The sequence below is a fragment of the Pseudomonas duriflava genome (assembly GCF_007830155.1).
Lineage (GTDB): Bacteria > Pseudomonadota > Gammaproteobacteria > Pseudomonadales > Pseudomonadaceae > Chryseomonas > Chryseomonas duriflava.
Window position 1 is genome coordinate 322,417 of sequence record NZ_VLKY01000003.1, and the last position, 12,326, is coordinate 334,742.

At 57.6% G+C, this 12,326-nt stretch carries 12 protein-coding genes and 1 pseudogene; 2 read left to right on the forward strand and 11 right to left on the reverse strand.

From position 1 onward, the window contains the following. The first annotated feature begins 93 nt into the window (after positions 1–93). Positions 94–1,068: a LysR family transcriptional regulator gene (locus IQ22_RS05935; RefSeq protein ID WP_145139511.1), complete on the forward strand. Its 975-nt coding sequence runs from the start codon at positions 94–96 to the stop codon at positions 1,066–1,068. Here the strand turns inward: IQ22_RS05935 and IQ22_RS05940 are convergent. The 11 genes from IQ22_RS05940 to IQ22_RS05990 all read right to left on the reverse strand — a co-directional run bounded on the left by IQ22_RS05940 (position 1,065) and on the right by IQ22_RS05990 (position 10,995). Next, positions 1,065–1,781, reverse strand: a complete 717-nt coding sequence (locus IQ22_RS05940; RefSeq protein WP_145139514.1) for a TetR/AcrR family transcriptional regulator — start codon at positions 1,779–1,781, stop codon at positions 1,065–1,067. The two genes, IQ22_RS05935 and IQ22_RS05940, sit on opposite strands and share 4 nt — an antisense overlap. An 88-nt stretch (positions 1,782–1,869) precedes the next feature. Beyond that, positions 1,870–2,490 carry an N-carbamoylsarcosine amidohydrolase gene (locus tag IQ22_RS05945; RefSeq protein ID WP_145139517.1) on the reverse strand — a complete coding sequence of 207 codons (621 nt, stop codon included), beginning with the start codon at positions 2,488–2,490 and terminating at the stop codon, positions 1,870–1,872. Between the two features lie 11 nt (positions 2,491–2,501). Beyond that, complete coding sequence (locus tag IQ22_RS05950; protein ID WP_145139519.1) at positions 2,502–3,545, reverse strand: 2,5-dihydroxypyridine 5,6-dioxygenase NicX family protein; 1,044 nt, start codon at positions 3,543–3,545, stop codon at positions 2,502–2,504. Between the two features lie 12 nt (positions 3,546–3,557). Next, positions 3,558–4,364 carry an alpha/beta hydrolase gene (locus IQ22_RS05955; protein WP_145139522.1) on the reverse strand — a complete coding sequence of 269 codons (807 nt, stop codon included), beginning with the start codon at positions 4,362–4,364 and terminating at the stop codon, positions 3,558–3,560. A 10-nt stretch (positions 4,365–4,374) separates the two neighbouring features. After that, positions 4,375–5,127, reverse strand: a complete 753-nt coding sequence (locus tag IQ22_RS05960; RefSeq protein ID WP_145139525.1) for a maleate cis-trans isomerase family protein — start codon at positions 5,125–5,127, stop codon at positions 4,375–4,377. A 23-nt stretch (positions 5,128–5,150) separates the two neighbouring features. Beyond that, positions 5,151–6,380, reverse strand: a complete 1,230-nt coding sequence (locus IQ22_RS05965) for an FAD-dependent monooxygenase (RefSeq protein WP_145139528.1) — start codon at positions 6,378–6,380, stop codon at positions 5,151–5,153. A 78-nt stretch (positions 6,381–6,458) separates the two neighbouring features. After that, complete coding sequence (locus tag IQ22_RS05970) at positions 6,459–7,181, reverse strand: ABC transporter ATP-binding protein (RefSeq protein WP_145139531.1); 723 nt, start codon at positions 7,179–7,181, stop codon at positions 6,459–6,461. Continuing rightward, positions 7,178–7,969: an ABC transporter ATP-binding protein gene (locus IQ22_RS05975; RefSeq protein WP_145139533.1), complete on the reverse strand. Its 792-nt coding sequence runs from the start codon at positions 7,967–7,969 to the stop codon at positions 7,178–7,180. The genes IQ22_RS05970 and IQ22_RS05975 overlap by 4 nt, the downstream gene beginning before the upstream one ends. Next, positions 7,966–8,961, reverse strand: coding sequence for a branched-chain amino acid ABC transporter permease (locus tag IQ22_RS05980; RefSeq protein ID WP_145139536.1), 996 nt, complete (start codon positions 8,959–8,961; stop codon positions 7,966–7,968). The genes IQ22_RS05975 and IQ22_RS05980 overlap by 4 nt, the downstream gene beginning before the upstream one ends. 1 nt (position 8,962) lies before the next feature. After that, positions 8,963–9,835 (reverse strand): branched-chain amino acid ABC transporter permease, encoded by an 873-nt coding sequence (locus tag IQ22_RS05985; protein ID WP_145139538.1) that lies wholly within the window; start codon positions 9,833–9,835, stop codon positions 8,963–8,965. A 2-nt stretch (positions 9,836–9,837) separates the two neighbouring features. Then, the gene (locus IQ22_RS05990; RefSeq protein ID WP_145139541.1) at positions 9,838–10,995 is read right to left on the reverse strand and encodes an ABC transporter substrate-binding protein; all 1,158 of its coding nucleotides are present in this window, start codon (positions 10,993–10,995) and stop codon (positions 9,838–9,840) included. Between the two features lie 437 nt (positions 10,996–11,432). On the opposite strand from IQ22_RS05990, the pseudogene IQ22_RS05995 reads away from it, so the two are divergent. Beyond that, positions 11,433–12,308 (forward strand): annotated as a pseudogene (locus tag IQ22_RS05995) (DMT family transporter); the annotation flags it as partial. Positions 12,309–12,326 lie beyond the last annotated feature (18 nt).

Sequence of the window (12,326 nt, forward strand, 5' to 3'; positions counted from 1 at the left end):
AGACGGTTGGTTTGTGATTGTTTATCTCATAAATTGTAATAATGAGTCTGTTGTGCTTCTGGCAAACTTGCTGCACTGCCAATGAGGGATACCATGGATACATTGCACAACATGCGTGTTTTTGCCTGTGTTGCTGAAAGTGGCAGCTTCACGGGAGCTGCCCATGTACTTGGCACTACTACCGCCCATGTCTCACGTGCAGTTGCCAGTCTGGAAGCGCATCTGCGGACTCGGCTGTTGCACCGAACCACGCGTCGTATTGCTCTGACCGAAGCCGGTCAACGTTATTTATTGCGCTGCGAGCAGATCCTGGCCTATGTGGAAGAGGCAGAAGCCGAGGCCAGCGATGCCCATGCCAGGCCGGCCGGCAAGCTACGGATTCACTCGATGACGGGAATCGGCCAACACTACATGATCAAGGCGATTGCCGGTTACCGACAGCAGTACCGTGAGGTCAATTTCGACCTGACCATGGCCAACCGCATGCCTGATCTGCTTGATGAAGGCTATGACGTGGCGATTGTGGTAGCAACAGAGCTGCCGGACTCCGGCTTTGTCTCGCAGAACATTGGGCAAACCTACAGTATCCTTTGCGCCTCGCCAGCGTATGTTGAAGCCCAGGGCACTCCGCGAACGCCATCCGAACTGGCTCAGCACGACTGCATGCGCCTGGTCAGCCCGGTTGTGCCGCTGGAAAAGTGGGTCTTTGACGGACCCAATGGACAGGAGATGGTGACCATTGGAACCACGTCTTTCCAAGTCAACGTAGGCGATGCCATGACCGAAGCCATTCGGGCCGGCTTGGGCATCGGTATTCTTCCGGTTTATTCGGCGATCGAAGGGTTGCGTGATGGCAGCCTTGTACGCGTATTGCCGCAGTACCAGTTGCAGCAGCTGAACGTCTATGCCCTGTATCCGTCCCGTCAGTACCTGGACGCGAAGATCAAGACCTTCGTGGCCTACCTGCGCGCAAGCCTGCCTGGCATTCTTGCGCAGGAGCAGCAGGAGCTGCGTGCCTTGAGCCTGCGAAGCGCCTGCGGTGCTGTGCGGCAGTTACAGCCAGCTTAGTAAACCTTTTGGCGAGAAGGTGCCTCCATTCCTGCAGTAACAAATGCAACCATCTGTTCCAGAACCTCCTGAGAGTCGTCGGGGTGGCAAACATTACCGGCAAGCTGCTCCAGGCGATGCGTGTCAGAAAAGGCGTACATGTAGGCTCCAACCATTAGAGTCACGCGCCAATACGCTTCGCATTCGGTGATATAAGGAAGCGCTACCCGAAAAGCTTCGACGTAGGCCTTGGTGGATACGTCGTAGGCTTCGTTCCTAAGTTTGTAGGAGATTTCTGGCGGCTCCGTGTGCAGACGTGCCTGCAAGCGGATGAAGGCACGACCTGCCTTTGTGCTACGCAGTGCAAGAGTAGGGGTTAAGAATGCATGAACTATCGCGCTGACCTGTAAAGAGCCTGCTCGTTTTAACTCTGCGAGCCGGCTAAGGCGCTCGTCAGAAATCTTGCGCCCGCGACGCAGAAAGACCTCTTCGAACAGTCCGTATTTCGAGCCGAAATAATAATTGATCAGCGCTTGGGTTACCTGAGCAGCATCGGCGATTTCCCGCAGGGTCGTACCGGCATAGCCCAGGTCGGCAAATAGGAGCTCAGCAGCGTCGAGAATCTCATCACGTACATTGCTGGAGCCTTCAGGGCGCCCCGGTTTGTTCTTGGTCGCGACTCGACTGCGCTTGGCACTTACGCCACGGCGGCCGCTGACATTAACAGTATCCATTGTGCTCCATAGCCGCTGGGGCCAACTCACATGACTACAGTGTAACCAAGCTGGCCCGATAACGGGCGCTGAGCCAGCTTGGTTATACCTAACTGCTCAATTGACTCAGCAAATCAGCGAAGGTGCGCACATCAGCATTCTTCTGTCCCATGTCGAACAGGTTTGCTTCGTGCGGGGCCAGGGCGCGGTCGCCTACGCAGTCGGCCAACACTACCGGGCGAAAGCCATAGGACATCGCATCCACCACACTTGCCCGCACGCAGCCGCTGGTCACGGCACCGGCTACCAGGAGTGTTTGCACGCTGCGCTGAGTCAGCCAGGCGGAAAGTCCCGTCCCGAAAAAGGCCGACGGTACCGTCTTGCGTACCACCAGCTCGCCTTCGGCCGGTTCCAGCTCCGGCACAATGGCGCTGTTATGCTCATGCTCCTTGAGGCTGAGCATGCTGGGTATCTTGAGCGTAAAGATATTATGGTCGCTGCCGTCATCGGCAAACACGATCCGGCTGTGCGCTACAGGCCAGCCGCGCCTTCTTGCCTCCGCCAGCACTGGCACGGTGGCCTGAATCGCCTCGGGAATATTGCCGCCGCCAAACACCTTGGGGTCGGCAAAGCCATTCACGAAGTCAATGATCAGCAAGCCGATCTGCCCTTGGATACCCAGCTGAGCTCCAAACCCCTGGCGCTGGTAAACCGCTTCGTCGCGTTGCATCGTCTGGTTCCTTACTCGGCAGGGTTGTCGATGACCTTTCCTTCACGTACCGCCACGTTGCCGTCCAGGCTGACCGTGCAGTTGCGCATGGGAATATCGATGTGGCATGCCGTGACGCGGTCGCCTCCGGCCTCGTTGTTCGGACCCATCGAGCAAAGGAAGTTGCCCTCGAAGGCGCGGGCGTCCATGCCGATAGTGGATTCGCGGTCATATAGCGACAAGGTTGACCAGCGCGCCCGCTTCTGCAGACCCCAGCCGATATGTGACAGCGCATAGGCTTCCGGGTCGTTGAACTCGCCCATGTAGTCCTTAAGCAGCTCGGCATCGAGTCCGCCTTCGATAGCGGTGATATAGCCTTCCTTTACCGTCAGGGTGATGGGTTCGTTTACGTAGCATTTCTGCGGCAGAAGGATATCGCCCTTGTCCAGGACGATACGGCCGTTGGCCTGCCCCTCGTTGGGCCAGGTCAGGATAAAGCCGCTTGGCCAGTGGTCCCAGCGACCGGGTTCGTCGACAAAGCCATACTCCTTGATTGCCGGGTACTGCCCCAGCGGGCAGCGCAGGTCCGTACCGGCCCGGGAGGTAACGTGCATTTCCCGGGCTCCTTCGAGCTGGGCAGCGGCTCGAAACACGCGGGCTCGGTCGGCCTCGGTCGGCACCAGGCGGGCCAGCACTTCCGGGGGCTCGACTGCCAGCAGGATCCTGGTGCCCGAGCTCAGGATTTTGTGCTGCTCGGGTGAAAACAGAAGGGTCATCAGATCCAGCACCAGGTCGCTTTCCTTAAGCGCGGCGATAGCGGCACGGTTGCCAGTGAGCGGCGTGGTACCCAGATAGGCCAGGCTGTCGCGGCTGTGCGCTTTCTCGCCATTGACCGGAGGCAGGTCGAGCCGATTCACCCGCGCACCCAGACCTGCCGCTGCGATCAGGGCGGTACGCAGGGTTTGCGGATGAGTGGTGTCGCTGGTCAGCACCGTGACAATGTCACCGGCCTTGAGCCTGGAAAGGGTTAACACCTGTTTCCAGGCGTCGATCAGATCGATATCGCTGATAGCCATGTCGCAGTCCTCTTAAACAGGTGCACCCAGAAAGTAGCCAAAGGCCTGGTAGAAGCCTTCCTCGTCATCCCAAGGGATCATGTGTCCGGCGTTTTCTACCCGAGCTACCGTCACGTCCGGCATGAGGCCCTGGATTTCCTTGATGTCTTCGGGTAGGAGCACATTGCCGCGCCCGGCTACCATCAGCAGGGTTGGGAGGCTGATATGCGGCAGGTCCTGATGGATATCGTCTTCATGAAAGCTGTTGTAGCTGGCCACGATGGCGCGCTCATCGCAGGTATGCAGCCATTCGGCCCGCAAGCGCAGCTGCTCTTCTGTCCAGGTGGGGCAAAAGGCACGCATGTCTTCCGCACTCATGCCCCTAAGCGACTGGCGAGTGGAGTCGACATACCAGGGCAGGCCGCTCGGATAGGGGCGACGGCCTGGGCCGGAGACCGGCGGGTCGACAATGACCAGACGCTCAAGGCCCTGGGGCTTGAACCGGCGGGCCATGCGAATGGCGATACGGCCGCCCATGGAATGCCCGAGCACGGCGTAGTGTGCAAGGCCCAGCACATCGGCCAGGGCGGCGATATCGGCCGCCTGGGCATCGAGACTGTAGTCCAGCGTGGGGGACGCTTCCGATAGACCTCGGCCGCGTACATCTAACACATACACATCGAAGTGCTGCCCCAGACGCTCGGCTACAAAGCCCCAGGTCACGGCCGGGCTGGTAATCCCAGGGATCAGGATGAGGGGCAGGCCCTGTCCACCATAGCGCAGATAGTGCTGGCGAATGCCGTTGGCCTGAACATTGGCGCCATAAAGATAGTTAGTCATCGCATCCCCCTTAATAGGCACCGGACAGCAGGGCACCGGCTCCCGGCACGATGGGCTCGAGGCCGAGGGCCTTGAGCATGGCGTACGTGGTGGCGATGGCTGCCGTGATGACAGGCTTGCCGGTCTGCGCCTCGACCGTGGCCACGGCAGAGAGCGACGGCATCTGCACGCAGGCCGACAGCACGATAGCGTCGACACCATCGAGATCCAGATCCGCTACGATGCTGGGCAGGTTGGACGGATCGTGCCGGGCAACGGCAAGGTTGTCGGGGATTTCCAGGGCATGCCAGACCTTGACCTCGATACCCTCGTGCTGGATGTAATCGACCACCAGCTCGGTCAGCGGCCTCATGTAGGGCGCAACCAGTGCGATGCGCTTGGTGCCCAGCACCTTGAGCCCATCGACAAGCGCGCCGGCACTGGTAATCACTGGCGCTTCAGCCTCATTGTCGCGGGTGACCTGGGTCAGGCGCGCCTGGGACTCGCGATGATAGCCCCGCCCCATGCTCATGATGGCCACAAGGCAGGCATAGCCCAGCACATCGACACGGGCATCGGACAGCTCCAGGGCACAACGGTCGGACTGAGCGTCCATGGCGGCCAGTTCTTCCTTTTTCACATGCTTCATGCGCATGCGGCTGGAGTGGAAGGTAAAGCGCTCGGGGCGGATCAACTGGCGAGCAGTAAGCATCGCCGGGATCTCGGTTTCCATCGTGGTGTTGGAGCTGGGTACGATTTGTCCGATTCGATACAGCATTTGCATAGTTATTGTCCTTGTGCGTTGGCTTAGACCGTTACCGGCTCGGCTTCGAAACGTTGGCGGCAGGTGGTGGCGTCGTACTCATAAATCCACTCAGCCCGAATGCCGACCGCGTTGGGATTCTTGGCCTGCTCTTGCTGGTAGGCCAGATCACGCTTGCGCAACTCCTCGGGGGAGGAGAGGTGATAGGTCCGGCCGCGCTCGCGGGCCTGCAGTTGAACCTGGGAGGTGCGTGGACGGCGCTCATTCTCGTAGGCCTCCAGCGCGGCCAGTACGTCATCGCCAAAGTAAACGAGGGCCTGAGCCAGTACGTAACTGTCTTCAATAGCCATGGCCGCACCTTGGGAGAGGAAGGGCAGCATGGGATGTGCGGCATCGCCCAAAAGCGTGGCATGACCTGCAGACCAGCGCGACATGGGGTCATGATCGAACAGGCCCCACTTGTACGTTTGGGTTGGATCGGTGCGTTCGAAGAGTTGGATCAGGTCTGTGTGCCAACCGGTATAGGCCTGTACCAGCTCCTCGGTGGAGCTGGGCTCCGTCCAGGACTCCTTGACCCATTCTTCGGTTTCGGCAACCGCCACAATGTTTACGGCCTTGCCGCCTTTCACGTAATAGGTCACTACATGGGCCTTGGGGCCCATCCAGAATGAGGTATCAGGGCTTACAAAGGGGAGGGGATGCTGTTCGACCGGCACCAGCGCGCGCCAACACATGTGGCCAGTGAAGTGCGGCTTGTCAGTGCCCCAGAGCGCATCCCGTACCGCTGAATGGATACCATCGGCACCTACGATGAGGTCAGCCTCGAAGACCGAGCCATCAGAAAAAGTGGCTGTGGCTGAATGTGAATTACGCGTGACGCCGGTGCACTGCACACCGAAGGTTACGCATTCGCCTGGAATGTCTTGGGAGAGGATGGCGTGAAGGTCCGCCCGATGGACATGGAAAAACTCGGCACCATAGACCTTCGGGCAGTTTTCTTTAAGAGGCGTACGAAACAGCTCGGTAGCGGTCTCCCAATTACGGCCGACCATGGCTTCCGGCAGAAAGCCGATGCGCTGCAAGTCGCTTCCAAGGCCCAGCGACTTGAGTACCTTGACGGCATTAGGCGTCATCTGTACGCCTGCGCCAATCTCGCCAAAGGCTTTGGCACGTTCGAAAAGATGATACTCGATGCCTTGTCGTTGAAGGGCGCAGGCCAAGGCTACACCGCCAATGCCAGCACCTACTATGCCTACTCGCAGCTTACGGCTCATGGTTTTTCCTTATTAAATGACTGGTTAATTAATTTTGAGTGTAAAGCATTAGGGGCTTCCCGGGTCATGGAGCAGGACTCAGGCGCCTAGATAGGCGTTGAGCACCTCTGGATCTTTAAGCAAGCGGGCCGCATCGTCACTGGTCGTGATTCGGCCCGTCTCGACAACATAGGCCCGCGAGGCAACCGACAACGCGTTATAAACGTTCTGTTCGACGACCATGACGGTTACACCGTGAGCGTTGATCTCCCGGACGACCTCGAAGACTTCATCGGCCATCTTGGGAGACAGACCCAGGCTGGGTTCGTCCAACAGCAGCAGACGTGGCTCGGACATCAGCGCACGGGCAATAGCCAGCATCTGCTGTTCACCGCCGCTCAACGTGCCAGCAAGTTGTTTCTGTCGTTCACGAAGGCGTGGGAAGCGGTGAAAGGCCATGCCGATACGGTCCTCGACCTCGACATGGGAACGGCATAGGAAGCCACCCAGCATGAGGTTTTCCTTGACGGTCATGGCTGGCCAGATGTGGCGCTCCTCGGGACAATGAGCAATGCCCTGGGCCACAACCAGGTCTGCGCTCCAGCCGGTAATGTTCTTGCCCTCCCAGGTAATTGAGCCGGAAGTAGGCTTAAGCAGGCCGGAAATCGCTCGCAGCGTAGTGCTCTTGCCGGCACCGTTGGCACCGATCAAGGCGACAATTTCACCTAGGGCAATGTCTAGATCGATGCCGTGAAGGGCGGCCGCTTTGCCATAGGCAACATGCAGATCGCGGATGTGTAGCAGAGGATTGATGTGATTCATGCGCGTGCCTTCCCCAGATAGGCCTCGACGACCTGTGGATTGTTTTGCACCTGGACGGGCGTGCCTTCGGCAAGTTTCTGGCCGAAGTTCATCACCACCAGGCGATCACAAATACCCATTACCAGCCCCATGTTGTGCTCGACAATGATGATTGACTGCACTTGCGTGTCACGCAGACGTCTTAGTGTTTCGCCAAAGGCCAGAGCTTCCTGACTGTTAAGCCCTGCGGCAGGCTCGTCCAACATTAAAAGAGTGGGCTTGGCGGCAAGCGCAACACCCACCTCCAGGAGTCGCAACTCACCACATGACAGCACATGAGCGGGTGTGTTGAGGCGCTTGGATAATCCCATGATCTCGACGATCTGTGCGGCACTGTCACGAGCTGCCTGTTCAGCTAGGCGAACATGAGGGCGTGGAAAAAAGGTGTCCAGAAGCGACTGTCTGGCGCTCAGGTAATGTCCGGCCAGTACATTTTCAAAAACCGTCAGCGACTTGAGCACGTTGGTCTTCTGAAAACTGCGTACCAGGCCTCTTTGGGCAATGGCGTAGGGTTTCTTCCCGGTAATGTCCTCTCCCTTGAACATCACACGTCCGGCGGATGGTGTGTAAAACCCCGTGATCAGGTTGAAGCAGGTGGTCTTGCCGGCACCGTTGGGACCAATCAAGCCCACTATTTCGCCTGCTTTCACTTCAAAATTGATGTCTTGAACGGCTTTGAGCCCACCAAAGGTCTTTTCCAACCCATGAGCGGAGAGCAGAGGAGAGGGGAAGGGCTGCACGCTGCTCATATAGCGCCTCCTTGGGGTTGGATACGTTGAGCGTTGCCTGTGAGCTCGGCGTTACCGGCATGGCGTTCGCGGCGCAGGGTCAGGAAGCCCATTAGGCCCTTGGGCAGGAACAGCACCACAAGCATCACGATCAAGCCGAAGATCGACATTCTTAGTTCCTGCGCTTCGCGCAGGTATTCCTCCATGAGCGTGACCAGCAGCGCGCCCGCCAGCGGGCCGAGCAATGTGCCTTTGCCTCCGATCAGCACCATGATGATCATGGTGGCCATAAAGCTGAAGCGGAACACATCAGCGCCTACGAAGGAAATGTAGTGCGCGTAGAAACCGCCAGCGAGCCCTGCAAGAAAGGCTCCTAGTACAAAAGCCTGCATCGCGTAGGCAAATGGCTGGATGCCGACTGACTGAGCGACATAACGGTTCTCTCGGACGGTTACCGCGGCGCGCCCGGTGCTGGAATAGACGAAGCGGTAGGCCAGGTACAACGCCACGGCAGCAATCGCCAGGGCAATGTAGAAGTAGAGGCGCTTGGCAAATAACGTCGATGTTGTGGACAGGATCTCAGGTTGGGGAATACCGGCAATGCCCATAGGGCCATTGGTTACTCCAATCCAGTTATTGGCAATGATGCGCAGTACCTCAGCGAAGGCCAGCGTGATGATGACGAAGTAGGGACCCTGCAGGCGCAGCGTAATCGCACCTATCACAGATCCCAGCGCGGCCGAAATGACCCCCGCCAACGGTATGGTCGCCCACATTGGCAGCCCGTAGCGGGTTGCCAGAATTGCTGCTGTGTAAGCGCCCAGTCCTAAAAAGGCCGTATGGCCGAGGGAGAACTCACCAACATAACCGACGATCAGGTTCAGGCTGCTGGCCAATACGGCATAGAACAGCACCATGATGCCAATATGCAGGATGTACTGGTCGGTCACTAGCATTGGAAACAGGACGGCCAGGACAGCTAGAATCAATAGTGTGTTGCGTTCAAGTTTCATGTCACACCCTCTCTGCGCGGGCCGAGAACAGGCCGTAGGGTTTGAAGATCAGCGTCAGGATCACGATGATGAAGCCAACAATGTCCACCATGCCGGTAGAGACGTAGCCACCCCACAAGGCCTCCGCGACGCCTAGTACCAAGCCGCCTACGATCGCGCCACCAAAGCTCCCCATGCCGCCTAGAATCACCACGACGAAGGCCTTGAGGCTGACGATGCCGCCGATCGTGACCTGGGTTGAATAGATCGCTCCCAGCAGCATCCCGGCAGATGCCGCTAATATCGAACCCAGGGCAAATGTGCTGGCATAGACGCGGGCTGTCTTGATACCCGCCAACTGTGCGGCCATTGGGTCCTGAAACGTTGCGCGCATGGCGCGCCCCAGTTTGGTCTTCTTGATTAGCAAGTGGGCGCCCAGGATCAGTGCCGCACACACCGCCACGGCGAAAATTCTCATCTCAGTCAGCACGACGGGTCCAAGAAAGACGGGTGCATTAGGTAGTGGCCCTTCGATCTTATGCGGTGCAGTACCCGCTAACAGCAGGGCGGAGTTAGCCAGGAAAATCGACAAGCCAATGGTTAGCAGAATGCCAGGCTCTTCCCCTTGTCCACGGACTCGCTCAATCAGGACACGATCCACCAGCCAGCCGAATGCGGCCATAATTGCGGCCACGACGATCAGGCCGGAAAAGAAGTCCAGACCCAGGTGTGAGGTGACGAACCAGCCCAGTACGCCACCTAGCATATAGAACTCACCATGGGCGAAGTTCACGACCCGCATAAGGCCAAAGATCAGCGTGAGACCCAGGGCGGATAATGCATAGAATGTACCCGTCACCAAGCCGTTGGCGAGGAATTGCAGGAACAGATCCATGCTCACTCTCCTTTGGCGGCAAGCGCCATGGGGGCTTCGACAGAAGTGGTAGCAATGACTTTGGGCTGTTTGTTCTCAATCTGTACCAGCGCCGCGTTAAAACCATAGGCTTGGCCGTTGGCTGTGAACTGGTAGTGGCCATTGGGTGCCTGGTAATTGGTTGCCTTAAGAGCTTCGCGGATCTGCTCTGCATCGGTCGAGCCGGCACGCTGGATAGCATCCATCAGGATATTAGTGGCGTTATAGCCAGCCGCTGCGTATTTGTCGGGGGCCTGCTTGTATTGTGCCTGGTAGGCTTGAACAAAAGTCTGGTTGCGCTCGCCAGGCAAGGTGGCCGCGTATGGGACGGCTGCGTAGATGCCTTCAGCGGCATCACCTACCAAGTTGATGAAGTCCGCCGTGGCCCAGGAGCCAACCCCAAACACTTTCATGTCAATGCCGAATTCCTTGAGCTGTTTGACCAGGATTGAGCCATCCTGAGTCTCTGCAGCAATGAATACTCCATCTGCACCTGAAGTCCGCAACTTGGCCAGCAGGGTGTAAAAGTCGGTAGCGCCATGGTCAAAATATTCCGTCATGGCCGTCTCGATACCATGCGCGGACAGGTCCTTGGAGAATTCCTCGACGCCGCCCCGGCCCCAGTCATCGTTTACCCCGATATAGGCGACTTTCTTGAGTTTCAGATTTTCAGCCAGGATCTTGGCAAATGCCTGGGCGAGTAAGGCGTCGGTCTCGGCTGAACGAAAAAAGTAGGGATTGTTCTTTTCAGTGAGGTCAGCCTTGGAGGACACGCCGGTCAGCAGCGGTAGTTTGTATTTCTGTGCAACGGGCATAATGGCCGCAGTGGCTGAACTGCAGAATGCACCGGACAAGGCGACCACTTTATCTTTCTGGATCAGTTTTTCCGCAGCGTTAACCGAGTTGGCCGGACTGCACTGACCATCCTCAATAACGAGTTCGATCGGCTTGCCCAGTACACCGCCTGCCTTGTTGCGCTCCTCTACGGCCAGTTTGGAACCATTGATATCTGCTGCTCCGTTATAGGCTACTGAGCCCGTCAGCGGTTGAATGACACCGATCTTGATCGTGTCGTCAGCCAAGGCCAAAGCTGAACCGAATACTGCCGTTGCAACTAGCTGAGCATAAGTCAACGCACGCATTGTTTTTCTCCTGAAAGCACTGGATAAGCCCTACCGATTGGTAGGTCTTCTAGGGCAGCTAAAGCAGGGCGGCGGCATGCAGCCTCGTTCGAGTCCGATCTTATTAATTAATCGATCAGTAAATTAATTAAAGCAGCTACTGTGCCAAGCGAGATGAGTCGTGGATAAGTCAGTTTTTTGAGGGAAAATCCTTAATGAGAAGGCTATAGAAGTGTGTGTTAATGGGGCATTTCTACTCAGGCATGCCCAGAGGCGGGGCATAACGAAACGCTCTTTAGGTATGTCTTTACGCTAGACTGCGCCAAATGAGCTTTTCTCGGTTAATCCGTTATAGTCAGTGCGACCGTAGATTTATCGACTTTCGGTTGCCCTAGCCGCACGGGCGGGTAGGGCCGATTGCTCCTTTGCCTGCTGCCGAATTGTATTAAGGACCATGAATGAGCTCTCAGTCGTCCACGTCGGGTTTTGCAGATCAACCGCTAAAAGGCATCGGGCTGATCTGTATCGCTATCCTGCTGTTCGCCAGCCATGACACGCTGTCCAAATACCTGTCCGGGTTCTATGCCATCGTCATGGTGGTCTGGGCGCGCTATGTATCGCATACCGTGTTGATGCTGGGCGTTTTCGGTCCACGCATGGGGCTTGGGGTGATCCGTACCAAGCGGCCCGGGTTGCAGATCCTGCGGGCCCTGTGCCTGATCGGAACGAGTCTGTTCTTCACGACGGGGTTGCGCTACCTGCCGCTGGCCGAAGCCACGGCGGTGAACTTTCTGGCGCCCCTCATTGTGACGGCGCTTTCGGTCCCCTTGCTCAAGGAGCGGGTGACGCGTGCCCAATGGATTGCCGTAATGACCGGCTTTCTCGGCGTCATGATTATCATCCGTCCCGGCAGTTCGCTATTTACGCCAGCCATCTTTTTTCCGCTGGGCTCGGCAGTGATGTTTGGTCTGTATCAGATCCTGACGCGTATCCTGACCACGACCGACAGCCCAACCACCAGTAACTTTATCGCGGGGCTGGTCAACAGTCTCATCATGTCAGCGTTGCTTCCGTTTTTCTGGGAGCCGCCGACCTGGACGCATGCCTTGATGCTCATAGGACTCGGGGCCTGCGGCATGAGCGGACATCTTCTCCTGACCCAGGCCTTCCGCTATGCACCGCCCGCCCTGTTGGCACCGTTCAGTTACGGGCAGATCATCTGCGCCGGTTTCATGGGTTTCCTGTTTTTCGGTCATGTGCCCGACGTGGGCGCGCTCATCGGTATGGCGATCATTAGCCTCAGCGGCCTGACCGTTGCCTGGCAACAGCGCCGTAACCGTTCCTCTTCAAAA